The organism is Sphingopyxis sp. YF1 (genome assembly GCF_022701295.1).
Classification (GTDB): domain Bacteria; phylum Pseudomonadota; class Alphaproteobacteria; order Sphingomonadales; family Sphingomonadaceae; genus Sphingopyxis.
Genome location: NZ_CP033204.1, coordinates 3,851,394 through 3,866,481, shown reverse-complemented (window position 1 = coordinate 3,866,481; position 15,088 = coordinate 3,851,394). Strand labels below are relative to the sequence as shown.

Sequence of the window (15,088 nt, the reverse complement as noted above, 5' to 3'; positions counted from 1 at the left end):
CTGTTCGGCACGTTCGGCCGGTCAGGCCTTGAGGAAGGCGACGATATCGGGGTTGATGATGTCGGGATGGCTCGCGAACATGCCATGGGGCAGATCCTTGTAGACCTTGAGCGTCCCGGCCTTCAGCAGCTTGACCGCGAGCGGTGCCGAATCCGCGAAGGGAACGACCTGATCGTCTTCGCTGTGCATGACGAGCGTCGGTACGTCGATCATCTTCAGATCCTCGGTAAGATCGGTTTCGGAGAACACCTTGATGCAGTCGTAATGCGCCTTGGTCCCGCCCATCATACCCTGGCGCCACCAGTTGCGGATCAAACCTTCGTATATCTTGGCGCCCGGCCGGTTGAAGCCGTAAAACGGGCCGCTTGCGACATCGAGGTAGAATTGCGCGCGGTTCGCGGCCAGCGCGGAACGATAGCCGTCGAACACCTCGATCGGCGTGCCGCCCGGGTTGCCCGGCGTCTTGAGCATCAACGGCGGAATGGCGCTGATAAGCACCGCCTTCGCTACCCGCCCTTTCCCATGCCGTGCGACATAGCGGGTTACCTCGCCGCCCCCGGTCGAGTGACCGATATGGATCGCGTCCCTGAGGTCGAGCGCCGCGACGAGTTCGGCGACGTCGGCCGCATAGGTGTCCATGTCATTGCCATGATCGGTCTGGGTCGACCGTCCGTGGCCGCGGCGGTCGTGCGCGATGACGCGGTAGCCGAGCGCGAGGAAATACAGCATCTGGTTGTCCCAGTCGTCCGAACTCAGCGGCCAGCCGTGGTGGAAGACGATGGGCTGGCCCGAACCCCAGTCCTTGTAGAAGATTTCGGTGCCGTCCTTGGTGGTGATCTTGCCCATGGGTTTGCGTCCTTTCTGGCTCGAGGGATGGGATGAAGCAGCCGGCGCCGCACTGGCGGCGACAGGAAGCGCCGCGGCAATCGTGCCGCCGACGGCGCCGAGCAGGATGTCGCGTCGCGAGCCGGTAAAGGGGGTCGGCGCGGAAGCTTGTTGGGTCGTCATGTCGTTTGTCCTCCTTCGGTTTTGAATTTCCTGAGATTGGGCGGCAGCATCTCCCAGAGCCGCACGAGTTCGCCGACCGACCGAGCCCGCAGCTTGCGCTTGAGGTTGCCGCGGTGAATCTTGACGGTGATCTCGCTGATGCCGAGATCATAGGCGATCTGCTTGTTGAGCTTGCCGAAGGCGACTGCGCCCATCACCTGCCATTCGCGCGGCGTCAGCTTCGCGACCCGCTCCATCGTCTGCCGGGCGGAGCGATCGGCTTCGCGCCGCGCCCTATCCCGTTCGAGACCGAGGTCGACCGCCTCGCGCAGGGCATTTTCGCCGACGGGCTTCAGGAGAAAGTCGACAGCGCCATTTTTCATCGCGCGAATGCCTGTCGCGAAATCGCCGCCGCGCGAGAGATAGACGATCGAGCGCTTGAGGCCGCGGTCGCGAAGATATTTCTGAAAATCCAGCCCGCCGGGGAGCCAGGCATCGACAAGATAGCAGGTTGCGCAGTCGGGAAGCACCGCCTCGAGCATTTGAGGGAGCGATGAAAAGGCGACGGCCGAATGGCCCGCAGCGATGAGACGGCATAACAAGGCATCGCGCGTCGCCGGGTCGCCATCGACGATGACGACAAGCGAAGCCGCTTCCGCCGCTAGCGGCGCTGCGGCCGGCGATGGCGTTGCCGCCTTCCCGCCGGGGTTCGCCATGTCGGGACGGCCAACGCCCAGTCCAGGATAGCCGCGGGGCGGGGGACGGAGGGGCGTCCTGGACTGGGGGCCGGGGGAGAGCAAAGGGGTCATCGGAAATCGGTCCTTTTCGACGCGTCTTTCTGCGGCCATCTTCTCCGTTATCGGCTCTCTCGCCCATCCCGATGCAAGCTAGAAGGCGTATCCCAAAGCGGGTGCCAAGCCTGTTGCCCTGTGCCGGCCAAAGCGGGTCGCGGTGCGGGCTAAGCTGCGATCAATATTCAAATCTATCGGTTATCGTCGCGGGCCGGGCATACCGCGCGCGAGAGTCCTGTCGAACCGTCAAAGATCGGATGGAATGCCGGGATCGTTGCCCGTGCTACGCCCGGGCACGACGATCGTCTTGCGGCCGAAGAGCAGAGCATCGATCGACCACGCTCCCGGCCCCAGGAGAGCGAGCGCGAACGCATCGAGCAACTGGATGGCCGTGGCGGCGCCGTCGCCGGAGGCCGCATCGGTCAGCGCGGCGAGGCAGCAGATCGCGGCAAGCAAACGCGCACGGAAGCCGCAGAGAAGGCCGGCGATGAGCAGACCGATGCCGACGGGTTGCCACAGGGGCGCTGCGGTTCGGAGCATGTCCGCAAGAAGCGGTATGGCGACCGAGCAGCGCAGGAGTGCGAGACCGAGGGCGGCCGCGCCCCCCGGATAGGAAGAAACGATCGATCGCATGCCCGAGGCTTAGGCAATCGTATATCGTAATATAATGTCGAATGGGGTATGCGATGAATAGACTTTCGGGTGCTGCCTCCGGCGCGCCCCATGGTTGACCTGCGACCGTGTGAGCGGCGCAAAAGTGGGAAGGCGTGGATGGGGCGTGTCGCAAGGCAAGTCCCACCGGGTAAATTCGGGTCGCATTCGGTGGGGACAGAAGGCCTTCGGAGGGCTGTCGCGGCGCTGCTTGCGGCGTCGCTGTCGCTCGGTTCCCCCGCTGCCGCGCTCGATCCCGAGCGGAGCATTCACCAATATATCCACACGAAATGGGGCCGGTCCGAAGGCGCGCCCTCACCGGTGAGCGACATTCTCCAGACGCCGGACGGCTTCCTCTGGATGTCGAGCGGCGCCGGTCTCTACCGGTTCGACGGGATTCGCTTCGAGCGAATGGATCGAGGGGTCGACATCGCGATCGAGGGACCGCCGGTGCAGCTTTTTCTGACGCGGAGCGGCGATCTTTGGGTGAGCTATCTCCTTTCGGAGCGATTTCGCGTCTACCGCGGCGGCAAGCTCGCCCTCGTCCCTTCGCCGCCGACCAACGGACAGGTCGTCGATTTCGCCGAGACGCCTGACGGGGCGATCTGGATCGCGATCGGGCAGATCGGTCAACCGATGCTGCGCTACGCCAAAGGACGCTGGACTCGTGTTGACCCGACCGCAGGCCTCAGAAAAAGCAGCTATGACACGCTCGTCACCGGCGATGGCGCGCTGTGGGCCTCCTATAATGACGCGCTTTACCGGCTGCCCCCTCGCGCCACGCGGTTCGAACTTTTTCTCGCCAGCCCGCGGGCACGGATGCGGATCGCTACCGATCGGCAGGGGGCGCTCTGGCTCACCGACAAAAGGGGAAGCCGGGCGATAACCGGGCCGGGCGGCAGCCTGCGTGACGCATTGCCTTCGAACATCTATCCGAGCGATGCCTTTCGTCGCCGCGGCAAAACGCTCTTCGACCGGGACGGCAATCTCTGGGTTGCACGTCGGCGGGACGGGCTTGAACGGCTGCGCGCGCCCCCCGGCCGCGCCCCGGCGGCGGCGGCGGCGTGGGAATATCGCGCTAGCGACAGCCTCACGTCCGATACGACCCACGACATCTTCGAAGACCGGGACGGCAATATCTGGGTCGGGACGGCGCTCGGTCTCGACCGGTTCCGCAATGCGAACGTCATCGTCGAGCCGGGCCTCAACAAGCCGGCCGCCTATGGCGACATCCTCTTCGCCGGGCGCGACGGCGCCATCTATATCGGGCAGCGCGATGCGGTTTATCGCGTCGTCCCGCGCGGCGGCCCGGTTGCGATCGTCACCGGCATCAACGAGCCCGAAGCGGTCTGCGAAGGGCCGGATAACGCAATCTGGATCGTCGCGGCAGACGGAATCGTCATCTGGAGAAACGGTGACGTCCGCCGGATCCCGCCACCAACCGAGCGCGAAGACGGGGTTTTCGATTGCGGGCTCGACCGGTCGGGCCGCCTCTGGATGGGCGCGGCGGGCAGCGGCCTCTACCGCTGGGACGCCGGCAAATGGCATAATCTGCCTGCCAATCGCGCCGCGCGCTTTTCGCCTACCCAGATGGTACGCGACAGCGCGGGCGACCTTTGGGTGCTCTGGGGAAAGAACAAGGTCGCGCGTCTCGCTGGCGGCCCGCCCGAGGTTCACGACGTCGGCCAGCATGCTGCACTCGGAGCGGTTCGCACCATCAGCCCGGCCCCCCGGGGGTTATGGCTCGGTTATGATCGCGGCCTCGGGCGGCTCGACGATCGGGGTCTTTCGGTTGCGGACATACGCCAGATTCCCGCGCTCGAACGCGCAATGGGCGTATTGCAGAGGGGTGCGCGGGAAACCTGGATCTTTGGCGAGATGGGTGTGAGCCGTCTCGACACGGCCGCGATCGAACGCGCCTTTCGCGATCCGGGCGTCATTCTGCGCGCCCGCAGCTACGGCTTTCTCGACGGCTTGCCGGACGTGCGTGCACGGGCACGCAACCGCAGCCTCGTCGCCGGCGGGGACGGACGCCTGTGGGCCTCGACCGATGCCGGCTCGGTCTGGATCGACCCAGCGCGCCTCCATTCCAACACCCGGCCGCCCGGCGTCGCGATCGGATCGCTGACGACGCGCAAGGCCCGTTTCCTGGACCCTGTGAACCTGACGCTTCCCGCCGGCACGGCGCAAGTGTCGATCGGCTTCGCAGCGCTGGCGCTCGGCATGCCCGAGCGGGTTCAGATACGCTACATGCTGGAGGGCCAGGATGACCAATGGGTCGATCCGGGAATGCGGCGGCAGGCCTTTTACACGAATCTCGGGCCGGGCGATTATCGCTTCAGGGTGATCGCCTCCAACGAAGACGGGGTCTGGAACCGCGAGGGTGCGACGCTGACCTTCAGCATCGCCCCGACCTTCGTCCAGACGACCGCTTTCAAATTCCTCCTCCTCCTCGCCGGCCTGGCAGCGGTCGTCGCTCTCTACCGCTTCCGGATGCGCCTCCTGACGCGGAGCCTTCAGGCGCGGTTCGACATCCGCATTCAGGAGCGCGAGCGCATCGCCCGCGAGATACATGATACGCTCCTGCAAGGCTTTCAGGGTCTCGTCCTGCGGTTTCAGGCCATCGCAAACAGCTTGCCGAAAGGCGCAGCCTCTCGGACCGCGATCGACGAGGCTCTCGAGCGCGCCGATGCCGTGCTTGTTGACGGTCGCTCCCGGATCCTGGACCTGCGACTCGAGCCGTCGGAGACCGATCTCGCCCGCGCGCTTGTGGCGCGCGCATCCGAAATTGTCGGGCCGGACGGGCCGCGTGTCGAGTTGACGCGCGAGGGCGCCGCGCGCGCCCTTCATCCTCTGATCCGCGAAGAGGTCGAGCGCATCGCGGAGGAGGCACTTCGCAATGCGCTCCATCATGCCGAGGCCTCGCGGATCGAGATTCTGCTTCACTGGGGCGCCCAAGAGCTTTTGCTCGCGGTCCGCGACAATGGTATCGGTATGCGCCCGTCGATCTTCGACGACGCGCGACGCGGAGGCCATTTCGGGCTCGTGGGCATGCGCGAGCGCGCGGAGCGGGTGGGCGGGCAACTGACGGTCACGAGCCGCGAAGGGGCAGGAACCGAGATCGCCCTGACGCTGCCTGCCCGCGCCGCATACGAGAATTACGACCTGTCGCTCTTCGGCCGGCTGCGGAGAGTGTGGAAGGGAAGGTCAGCGCCATGACGGGCAAAGCGATTAGAATCCTTACCGTGGACGACCATGTCATGCTCCGCGAAGGCATCGCCGCTATCGTCGCGCAGGAAGCAGATATGGAGATCGTCGGCGAAGCGGCCAACGGAGCCGAGGCAGTCGAGGCACACCGGAATCTTCGGCCCGATGTCACCTTGATGGATCTGCAGATGCCGGTGATGCCAGGGCTCGATGCCATCGCCGCCATTCGGGCGGAAAGCGAGAATGCCCGCATCGTCGTATTGACGACCTATGAAGGCGATGTTCAGGCCGTGCGCGCACTCAAGGCGGGTGCGTGCGGTTTCCTGCTCAAGAGCTCGGTCCGCAAGGAGTTGCTCGAGACGATCCGCGCCGTGCATGCCGGACGCCGGTACCTTCCGGTCGAGATCGCTCAAGAGATTGCGATTCATGCCGCCGAAGAACCTCTCAGCCCGCGCGAAATAGCCATTCTCGAACTGGTCGCCGCCGGCAAGGCGAACAAGACGGTCGCGTGGGAACTCTCGGTTTCGCAGGAGACGGTGAAGGCGCATCTGCGCAGCATCTTCTCCAAGCTCGACGTCACCGACCGGACGCAGGCAGTCACCACCGCGCTGCGGCGAGGCATCATTTCGCTTTAGGAACGCGCAGCTATCGGAGCGTGCGAACTCATACCAAGGCATGACTACCGGTCCCGGGCGATGTGAGGGAAGTTCGTCTGGCACGAACGGCTGCCCCCGCAGCCCAGACCAGGAAGGATCGATCATGCCCTTTGTGAACGTCAAGCTCGTCGACGGAGTCTTTACCCCCGAGCAGAAGCACGAAATGGCCAAGGCCCTCACCGACGTCATGGTTCGCTTCGAAGGGTCCGAGGCCTTCCGGGAAGTCGTCTGGGTTCTCATCGAAGAACTTCACACCGACGGGTGGCACATCGGCGGGCGCCCGTTCGCGGGTCCCGCGTCCTTGATGCAGTCGCTCGAGAAGTCGAAGGCGATCGTCGAAATGATCGACGGTCAGCCGAAGACCCGCGCCGAATTCGCCGCGCAGCTGCCCCCCGCGAGCTGACGCGCGTTCGGCGCTACCAGGGGGCGGCGGGCCGAGCCGGTCCGCCGCCTCCACCCAGAGGGGGTTGTCATGACGCCTTTATCTTGCGAAGCCGCCAGCGTTCCGGCCGCTGCCGAAGTTTTGCCGCCGATCGCCGTGCCATCGCACAGCGAGGCTGATCACCGGATCGCGAACAGCCTTCAGATCCTGGGTGCTCTTCTCGGTCTGCAAGCGCGAGACAGCGGCAGCGAGGAGATTGCGGAAGCACTCGGAGCCGCCTCGCGCCGCGTCGCTGCGATTTCGGCCGTCCATCGTCAATTGTACAAATCGGCCACCGGGCGCCACATCGAATTGGCCGCCTACCTTGACGAGCTTGCGCTCGGTCTGGAGGAAGGGACATCGCCCGTCCGCCCAGGGCGCGCGGTTCGCGTGTCGGCGGTAGAGGTTCATGTCGGTGCCGAACAGGCGATCGCCGTCGGCGTCCTGGTAACCGAACTTGTGCTCAATGCCTGGAAGCATGCCTATAGGCCGGGTGCGTGCGGCGATATCCTTATCGACGTCGATCGCCGCAGCGACGGCATGCTTCGTCTCGAGGTGCGGGACTTCGGCCGCGGCCTGGCCCGGCAGCCGAGCGCTGCGGCGCCGGGTATGGGAACGCGGGTGATCGAAGCGATGGCACGAAAGCTCGGCGGGCGATATTCCTATCGGGACGCGCAGCCCGGCACTGCCTTCACGCTTGAGGCGGACCTTGACGTCTGGTTACGTCAATGAACCCTCTCCCGGCGGTCGTCTGTCGGCCCGAGTCTCCTCGTCCCCCTCGCGGGTGAATGTTCGAAGATGGCAGCCGAAGCACGACCGGGCCATACAGTTCGCCGGCCCGTCCGGCCTGTGGGGCGAGGACGATCAATTGTGTCGGCTCGGACCGATGTTATGGGGTCCTTATGACAACGCTGCACTCGACCGAAACCTTCATCCCCACACCTGCCGGAAAGCTGTTCGCGCGGGAATGGCGCCCCAAGACCATCGGCGGGGACGCGTGCATCATCATGTTTCACGACAGCCTGGGTTCGGTCGATCAATGGCGCGATTTTCCCGCGCGCGTAGCAGAAATCGCGGATCGGCGTGTGATTGCCTATGACCGGCTGGGCTTCGGGCGGTCCGGTGCGAACCCCCGGCTCCTTGCGCCGGACTTCGTGCGCGATGAGGCGGTATCCGCGCTTCCTTATATTCGGGACACGCTCGCAATCGACCGGATGATCCTGTTCGGCCACAGCGTCGGCGGCGGCATGGCGGTCGCGACGGGAGCCACCTTCGCCGCCGAAACGGACGCTGTCGTCACAGTTGCCGCGCAAGCCTTTGTCGAAGATCGCACTCTTGCCGGGATCGAGGAAGCAAAGCTCGCGTTTCAGGCTCCCGGACAAATCGAACGTCTCGCCAAATATCATGGCGACAAGGCGCGCTGGGTTCTCGATGCTTGGATCGAGACATGGCTGGCACCCGACCGTGCCGACTGGACGCTCGACGACGATCTGCGCCGCCTGCAATGCCCGATACTGGCGCTCCACGGCGACCATGATGAATATGGTTCGCGCGCCCATCCCGACCGGATTGCGGCGCTCGCAGGCGGGCGTGCCGAGGCGGTGCTGCTCAAGAACTGTCATCATATGCCGCACCGTGAGATGCCCGGCGAGGTCCTGCAGCGCACGGCCCAATTCCTGAATACGCTCTGACGGCACCTTCCCGAATTGGGCGCAGGATATGACAAGGCCGGACGATCTTTCGATCGCCCGGCCTTGCAGCGCGGTCATCAGGATCAGAGCGCGACGTCGATCACAAGCTTCCCTTGCGCCGACCGGTCCGCGATCGCGGCGTGGGCGTCGGCCGCCTCGTCGAGCGTAAAGCGGCGCGGGTCGAGACGGGGCACCAGCTGACCGGCTTCGACGAGCTGCGTCGCTTCGGCCATGATCTCGCCGTGGTGAGCGCGTCCCTCGCCGGTGAGGAGGGGCAGAAGCGTGAAGACGCCCGAATAGGTCGCGGCCCGGAACGACAGCGGCGCGAGGGCATGCGTGCCCCAGCCGAGGCAGCTCACCACATGACCGAAGCGCTTGACCGCGACGAAGGCGGTGTCGAGAACCGGCCCGCCGACCGTGTCGTAGACGAGATCGAAACCGGTTCCGCCAGTAAGCCGCTCGACATAGTCCGCGACGGGCTCCTCGCGGTCGATAGGGATCGCGCCGAGCGAGGCGAGATATTCGCCGCGGCTCGCGTCGTCGACAGCGAACACCTTGGCGCCGCGAGCGAGGGCAATCTGGACCGCGACATGTCCGACGCCGCCGGCGCCGCCGAGTACCAGAACCGTCTGGCCGGCGCTGACCCTGGCGCGGTCGACCAGCCCTTCCCAGGCCGTGATCGTGACGAGCGGCAGGGCGGCCGCCTCGCGCATCGAGATATTGGCCGGCTTGCGCGCGAGCAGCGCGGCGTCCACGGCCGCATATTCAGCAAGCGAGCCCTGGACGTTACCGACGCCGCCGGTCATGCCCCACACCTCGTCGCCGGGCGCGAAACCCGTGACCTCGGTGCCGACTTCCTCGACGACCCCGGCAAGGTCCATGCCGAGGATGCCGGGAAAGCTGTGCCGCGCGTGGGCGGCCTGGCCAGCCCGGATCTTCGTGTCGAGCGGGTTCACGCCGCTCGCATGGACGCGCACGAGGACCTGGCCGTCGCCGATCTGGGGACGTTCGGTCAGCACCGACCGGAAGGGCGCATTGGCTTCGTCGAGCATCAAAGCTCGCATGGGAGTCTTGGTCATGGTCAGTTCCTTTTCATTCGGTGATTTTGACGAAGCCCTGCTGGACGAGCTGGATCGTCCGGGCCATCGCGTCGAGGTTGATCCGGATGCCCGGCAGAAGATCGGCGTTGACCCAGCCGTTCGCTTTCGCCGTCGCACCGCACAATTCCATCTGGACGCCGGTCGCCTGAAGATCGGCGACGAGCTGCTTGTAGGGATTGCCCGTCGCGATATTGCGCGACGCATTATAGGCGTCGTCGTGCAGCGCCACATGGCCGGCATTGGTGTGGAAGACGGTGATCACCTCCGAGGCAGCGCCCCAGTCGGCGATATCCCCCGTGATGAGACCCAGGTGAAACAGCGCGGCCGGCAGGTCGCCTTCGAAGGCGAGACCGCCGATGCTGTGAACCGATTTCACTTCGGCCAGCTTGACGGGGATGTCGATGGTGAGGAGCCTTTCGTCGGACATGGTGCTTTCCTTTCGGTGTCCGGGCCGGGGGCGGACCGGAAGGGGGAAGTGACTTTGCCTCACGAGAATATGCTCTTCCCGGCCCCGGAAAATTCATACGTTGGTTTCGGATTCATGCCCTCCTCAACGGCTCGCCCCCGGCAGGGGGGCTGCCGGGGGCGCACGGGGCGGGGTCCTGGGAGGATGCCCGGGGCGAGGCGGACCGCCGCCGCCGTGTCAGGGTGTCAACAGGAGCTTGCCTGTCGAACGACGCGATTCGATATCCCGGTGGGCATCCGCAGCCGCCGCGAGAGGGTAGCTCTGCCCGATGTGAAGCCGGAGTTCGCCCGATCGCAGCCAATCGAACAGTTGACGCGAACGCGCCAGCAGCGCGGCGCGGGTCCGGACATGATGCATGACGACCGGGTAGGTGATCTTGATGCTTTTCGGAATCGAGAAAGGGTCGATCGGAGGCAGCGGCTCCATGAGCGGCCCGAACAGGGCGAGCGTTCCATGATAGTCGACAAGATCGAGCGAGGTTCGAAAGCTTTCCGCTCCGGTGCCGTCGTAGACCACATCGACGCCGCGGCCGCCGGTGATCGCCAGCACCCTGTCACCGATCTCGTCGCCGCGGCCGACGAGCACATGAGCGGCGCCGGCCTCGCGCGCGAGCGCGACCTTCGCCTCGCTCGATACCCGCGCGATGACTTCGCCGCCCAGCAGCTTGATCATCTGGGTGAGGAGCAGGCCTACGCCGCCCGACGCCGCATGAACCAGCGCAACGTCGCCGGGCTTCACCGCGTGGCTTTCGAACACGAGATTGCTCGCGGTGAGGCCTTGCATCATAATCCCTGCGCCATCCTCGAACGACAGATCGTCCGGCAAAGGCACCAGCTGGTCGGCCGGGGCGATGAGCTGCTCAGCATAGCTCCCCCAGGCAAAATACCAGGCAACACGGTCGCCGGGACGAATGTCGACGACCCCCGGCCCGACCGCGAGCACCGTGCCGGCGCCCTCGACACCGGGCACGACCGGAGCGGACTTGCCGGGGGTGAGACCCCGGCGCGTGCCCGTGTCCATGAAGTTGACGCCCGCGGCACTCACCGCGACGAGGGCTTCACCGGCAGCCGGGGAGGGCAGTTCCGCTTCTTCGAGTTCCAGCGCTTCGGGGCCGCCGAAGGTGCGAACGACAATCGCTTTCATTTCTCGTCTCCTTGCTTTCAGGCCGCGCCGACGGCGTCGCCGCGCTGCGCAATCGTGTCGATCAGCCGGTGAAGGGCGACGGCGTCGTCGAAACTCGGCGCAAGCGACGTCCCTTCGAGCATGTCCGAGGCGAGCCGTTCATAGGCGAGCGCCACGCTTTGCGCGGGGCCGGCCTCGAAGCGTGCGGCACCATATTTCTCAGGGATGTCCAGCGCGTGCAGCGTCTCGTCGCCGCGAGCGCCGCGAAGGTCGAACTCGCCGATCCCGACATAGCCGACAGGCGCCGTCAGAATCAGATCGCCGGCGGTGCCGTTGATCTCGACGTGGAAATTGGTGCCGCGCGACAGGCCGCCGCGGAAATGCGCCGACAGCGCCGCGCCGTTGCCGAGGCGTCCGGCAACCATCACCTGGTCGGCGACGGACATCGGTACTTCGGCGCCGGTCTCCTCGATGCGAATGGTGGGCCTAGCCGTGCCGAGCACCGCTGACAGCGTGTCGAACTCGCTGCCCAGGACATGAAGCAGCCCGTCGAGCGAATGCGCGAACGGTACATTCAGCATGGCCGCGCCGCTCGCCGGGTCGAGCGTGTACGCAAAGCCTTCGCTCAGTGTTTCGCCCCAGACGATACCCGAGCCGATCATGGTCGCCGAGAGCGGCTTGCCCACATAGCCTTCGGCAAGGAGGTCGCGCAGATAGGCGAAGGCCGGGATGGCGCGGGTCTGGAGGCCGATCGCGGTCCGGACGCCGTGCCGCGCGGCGAGATCGCGCATCGCCGACGCCTCCGCAAGGCTCGTGCCGAGCGGCCATTCCGAAAAGACGGCCTTTCCGGCAGCCGCAGCTTTGGCGACCAGATCGCGGTGTTCGAGCACCTTGACCGCGACGACGACGAGATCGACGTCGTCATGCGCCACCAGTTCGTCGGCCGAGCCGAAAGCATGATCGACGCCATATTTGGCGGCCGCCGCCGCGGCGACGTCGGGCCGATGATGGCTGACGGCGCTGATCCGATACTGGGGAAGCTGAAGCAGGGCGGGGACGTGGGCCGTGGTGGCCCAGCCCTTGTCGGGATGCACGCCGATGATGCCGACGTTGATGCGATCTTTGGTCATGATGATGTCCTAGGCCTGGGTGATTTCGAGAATGGTGCGGCGCAGCTCGAGTTCGGCGATGCGCCAGCCGTCCGGACCGGACTCCCAGATTTCATGATAATGGCCGTAGCCGTTCATCCGCGCGGTCTCGCCGGGAGCGGCGTCGGGAAAGAGGATGAGATCCTCCATCGACCAGATTGCGGCGACACGGCCATCGGGGCGTTCCTCGATTTCGGCGTTGTGGACCTGGTGGATCGATCGGCCCTTTTCGAGGAACTGGCTCGACAGGGCGACGAACGCGTCGCGCTCGTCGAAGGCGAACAGAAGCTCGCCGTCGGGATCGAACATCCGGATCTTCGGGGCTTCTGCGAGGAGCCCGGAGAAGGCCTCCCACTGCTTGGTGTCGACGAAGCGGCAGTAGCGGGCCTTCGCCGCTGCTACCTCGTCGGTCGGGCTTCCCTTAGTCATGGTCTTGTTCCTGCTTCTGGAGGGGAGAAAAGCCGGGTCCGGCGCTGCCCGCCTCTTGCGGGTCGGCGCCTGACCGTCGGATTCGGATCAATTCTGGATGAAAGCGAGCAGGTCGGCGTTGACCTGTTCCTTCATCGTAATCGGCATCCCGTGCGGGCCGCCTTCGTAAATCTTGAGCTGGCCCTGCGGCAGGATGCCGACCGCGAGCCGCGCCGAGGCGTCGATCGGGACGATCTGATCGTCCGATCCGTGCAGAACCAGCGTCGGGATGGTCATCCGTTTCAGGTCTTCGCTGTAGTCGACCTCGGAAAATTCATGGACGCAGTCATATTGGCCCTTGAGGCCGCCCATCATGCCCTGCAGCCAGAAATGATCGCGCGTCCCTTGCGAAATCGCCGCCCCCGGCCGGTTGTAACCGAAGAAGGGCGTCGTCAGATCCTTGTAGAACTGGCTGCGGTTGTCGAGCAGCGCGGCGCGGATGTCGTCGAACGCCGCAAGCGGCGTCCCGTGCGGGTTGGTTTCGCTCTGCAGCATGACCGGCGGAACGGCGCTGATCAGAACGGCCTTCGCCACGCGGGCGGTCCCGTGCCGCCCGATGTAATGGGCCACTTCGCCGCCGCCCGTCGAATGGCCGACGAGGACGATGTCCCGAAGGTCGAGCGCCTCGATCAGCGCCGCGAGATCATCGGCATAATGATCCATGTCATTGCCGTCCCAGACCTGGTCGGAGCGGCCATGGCTGCGGCGATCGTGAGCGATGACCCGGTAACCCCGTTCGCCGAGGAATTGCATCTGGCTGTCCCAGGCATCGGCCGTGAGCGGCCAGCCATGACAGAAAAGGACGGGCTGGCCGGCTCCCAGATCCTTGTAATAGATTGAGACGCCGTCGGGGGTCTTGATGAAGCTCATGATCCTACTCCTCGCTGCTGCGCGAAAGATTTCGCGGTTTCGACCGGAGCATTTTCAGGTCGGCGGGACCGCTTTCCCATCATTCTTAGGTTTTAATTCGGCTCCGCCCGCTTCAGTCGAAGACGTTGGCCGCGGGCGGGTCGCTCGCCGGAAAACTGTCTTCGAGTGCATGGTCGATCCGTTCTTCGATTGCGGCGCGCGGCTCGGGGGCCGGAGGCGCCGTCGGCGCGGGACGCCGGCTTTCTGTTTCTGATTTCGACATGACCTGTCTCCACGGCGGGCACGGCTGTGCCCGCTACGAGACAAACATAGGATCGTACCCGGCCGTGATGATTCACATCTTGGTATGACTGGACGGCGGGCGCGCCGTGCCCGGGATCAGCGGTTAAAGCGGCTCGCCGTTTCCTCGCGCGCGCCCAGTTCCTCCGCCATCCGGACGAGATCGGCGAGCGAGTCGGCCTGCATCTTGCGGGTCATGTTGCCGCGGTGGATCTTGACCGTGATTTCGCTCAGCCCCAGCCGCGCTGCGATCTGCTTGTTCATCAGGCCCGCGGTCACCAGTCCCATGATTTCCCGCTCGCGGTTGGTGAGGGCATTGTAACGCTGCCGCGTGCCGTCGAGTGCGGCGCTCGCCTGGCGCCGCACTTCGTCCTTGCGGATCGCGTCCGACACCGCAGCGAGAAGGACATCGTCCGAAAGCGGCTTGGAAAGGAAATCGAGCGCTCCCGCACGCATCCCGCGCACCGTCATCGGAATGTCGCCATAGCCGCTCATCAGGATGACCGGCACCGCGATGTCATTGCCGGCGAGTTCCTCCTGGAAGTCGAGACCATTGGCATCGCCGAGATTGATGTCGAGCAGAAGACAGGCGGCACGATCGACGCTCTCGCACATGACGAAATCGGATGTCGAGGCGTAGGTCTGGACCGAGAATCCCTCCGAGCGCAGCAGACTTTCGATGCTGCCCCGGATGTCCGGATCGTCGTCGAGCACGCACACGAGCGGCGGCAGCGGCACCGCGTTTTCGGAAGCCGCGTCGTGGCCGCTGCGGTTTTGCCTGATCAGCATAACACATCCTCCAGCTTGTCGATGAGAAGGTCGCCGTCGATCGGCTTGACGAAGAAGCCGGCGATACCCTGTTCCTCGGCGCCTTGGCGAACGATGTCGGTCGGAAACGCCGTCATGAGAATGACCGGCAGCGAAGGTCGGTCGCGCGCGATCTTCCGATGCAGCTCGAGGCCGTTCAGTCCCGGCATATTGAAATCTGTGAGCAGGCAATCGACGATATCGCGATGCGACGAGGCGAGAAAGCTTTCCGCGCTGCGAAAGCAGAACGGACGATAGCCCGCCGATCGCAGCAGGCTCTCGATGCTGGTGCGGACATCTTCATCGTCGTCGACGACGCCCACCAATTTACTCGGCACGTCACTTCTCCTGACAGGACGGTCCGCAACAGCAGCTGCGCCGCCCCGCCGCCATCATACCTAAGGATGATGTGAGGCCTGTATAG

Annotated in this window: 17 protein-coding genes; 5 read left to right on the top strand and 12 right to left on the bottom strand. The window is 65.2% G+C overall.

Annotated elements, in window-relative coordinates; genetic code table 11:
- Nucleotides 1-21: 21 nt before the first annotated feature.
- The 3 genes from EAO27_RS18675 to EAO27_RS18665 form a co-directional block, all read right to left on the bottom strand.
- Complete coding sequence (locus EAO27_RS18675; RefSeq protein WP_242780650.1) at nucleotides 22-846, bottom strand: alpha/beta hydrolase; 825 nt, start codon at nucleotides 844-846, stop codon at nucleotides 22-24.
- Between the two features lie 158 nt (nucleotides 847-1,004).
- Complete coding sequence (locus EAO27_RS18670; protein ID WP_242773360.1) at nucleotides 1,005-1,703, bottom strand: LuxR C-terminal-related transcriptional regulator; 699 nt, start codon at nucleotides 1,701-1,703, stop codon at nucleotides 1,005-1,007.
- 321 nt (nucleotides 1,704-2,024) lie between these two features.
- On the bottom strand, nucleotides 2,025-2,411 hold the full coding sequence (locus tag EAO27_RS18665; protein ID WP_242773352.1) for a hypothetical protein: 387 nt from the start codon (nucleotides 2,409-2,411) through the stop codon (nucleotides 2,025-2,027).
- Nucleotides 2,412-2,750: 339 nt separating this feature from the next.
- Between EAO27_RS18665 and EAO27_RS18660 the strand changes: the two genes are divergently transcribed.
- The 5 genes from EAO27_RS18660 to EAO27_RS18640 all read left to right on the top strand — a co-directional run bounded on the left by EAO27_RS18660 (nucleotide 2,751) and on the right by EAO27_RS18640 (nucleotide 8,404).
- The gene (locus tag EAO27_RS18660) at nucleotides 2,751-5,648 is read left to right on the top strand and encodes a sensor histidine kinase (protein ID WP_242773349.1); all 2,898 of its coding nucleotides are present in this window, start codon (nucleotides 2,751-2,753) and stop codon (nucleotides 5,646-5,648) included.
- Nucleotides 5,645-6,271: a response regulator transcription factor gene (locus tag EAO27_RS18655; protein WP_242773336.1), complete on the top strand. Its 627-nt coding sequence runs from the start codon at nucleotides 5,645-5,647 to the stop codon at nucleotides 6,269-6,271. Before EAO27_RS18660 ends, EAO27_RS18655 begins: the two co-directional genes overlap by 4 nt.
- A 124-nt stretch (nucleotides 6,272-6,395) precedes the next feature.
- Nucleotides 6,396-6,695 carry a 4-oxalocrotonate tautomerase family protein gene (locus EAO27_RS18650; protein ID WP_192648314.1) on the top strand — a complete coding sequence of 100 codons (300 nt, stop codon included), beginning with the start codon at nucleotides 6,396-6,398 and terminating at the stop codon, nucleotides 6,693-6,695.
- Nucleotides 6,696-6,764: 69 nt separating this feature from the next.
- A complete protein-coding gene (locus EAO27_RS18645; RefSeq protein ID WP_242773332.1) occupies nucleotides 6,765-7,445 on the top strand; it encodes a sensor histidine kinase in 681 nt (226 codons plus the stop codon).
- 56 nt (nucleotides 7,446-7,501) lie between these two features.
- Nucleotides 7,502-8,404, top strand: coding sequence for an alpha/beta hydrolase (locus tag EAO27_RS18640; protein WP_242773314.1), 903 nt, complete (start codon nucleotides 7,502-7,504; stop codon nucleotides 8,402-8,404).
- A gap of 83 nt (nucleotides 8,405-8,487) precedes the next feature.
- Here the strand turns inward: EAO27_RS18640 and EAO27_RS18635 are convergent, their stop codons facing one another.
- The 9 genes from EAO27_RS18635 to EAO27_RS18595 form a co-directional block, all read right to left on the bottom strand.
- The gene (locus EAO27_RS18635; protein WP_242773311.1) at nucleotides 8,488-9,483 is read right to left on the bottom strand and encodes a zinc-dependent alcohol dehydrogenase family protein; all 996 of its coding nucleotides are present in this window, start codon (nucleotides 9,481-9,483) and stop codon (nucleotides 8,488-8,490) included.
- 13 nt (nucleotides 9,484-9,496) lie between these two features.
- Nucleotides 9,497-9,931, bottom strand: a complete 435-nt coding sequence (locus tag EAO27_RS18630; protein ID WP_242773309.1) for a DsrE family protein — start codon at nucleotides 9,929-9,931, stop codon at nucleotides 9,497-9,499.
- Nucleotides 9,932-10,147: 216 nt separating this feature from the next.
- Nucleotides 10,148-11,113 (bottom strand): quinone oxidoreductase, encoded by a 966-nt coding sequence (locus EAO27_RS18625; protein WP_242773307.1) that lies wholly within the window; start codon nucleotides 11,111-11,113, stop codon nucleotides 10,148-10,150.
- A 17-nt stretch (nucleotides 11,114-11,130) separates the two neighbouring features.
- Complete coding sequence (locus EAO27_RS18620) at nucleotides 11,131-12,222, bottom strand: Gfo/Idh/MocA family oxidoreductase (protein WP_242773305.1); 1,092 nt, start codon at nucleotides 12,220-12,222, stop codon at nucleotides 11,131-11,133.
- A gap of 9 nt (nucleotides 12,223-12,231) precedes the next feature.
- A complete protein-coding gene (locus tag EAO27_RS18615) occupies nucleotides 12,232-12,669 on the bottom strand; it encodes a nuclear transport factor 2 family protein (protein ID WP_242773303.1) in 438 nt (145 codons plus the stop codon).
- Between the two features lie 87 nt (nucleotides 12,670-12,756).
- Nucleotides 12,757-13,578 carry an alpha/beta hydrolase gene (locus EAO27_RS18610; RefSeq protein WP_242773301.1) on the bottom strand — a complete coding sequence of 274 codons (822 nt, stop codon included), beginning with the start codon at nucleotides 13,576-13,578 and terminating at the stop codon, nucleotides 12,757-12,759.
- A gap of 112 nt (nucleotides 13,579-13,690) precedes the next feature.
- Complete coding sequence (locus tag EAO27_RS18605) at nucleotides 13,691-13,840, bottom strand: hypothetical protein (RefSeq protein ID WP_242773298.1); 150 nt, start codon at nucleotides 13,838-13,840, stop codon at nucleotides 13,691-13,693.
- Between the two features lie 116 nt (nucleotides 13,841-13,956).
- Nucleotides 13,957-14,646: a response regulator gene (locus EAO27_RS18600; RefSeq protein WP_242773295.1), complete on the bottom strand. Its 690-nt coding sequence runs from the start codon at nucleotides 14,644-14,646 to the stop codon at nucleotides 13,957-13,959.
- Complete coding sequence (locus tag EAO27_RS18595; protein WP_242773293.1) at nucleotides 14,640-14,987, bottom strand: response regulator; 348 nt, start codon at nucleotides 14,985-14,987, stop codon at nucleotides 14,640-14,642. Before EAO27_RS18595 ends, EAO27_RS18600 begins: the two co-directional genes overlap by 7 nt.
- Nucleotides 14,988-15,088: the final 101 nt, after the last annotated feature.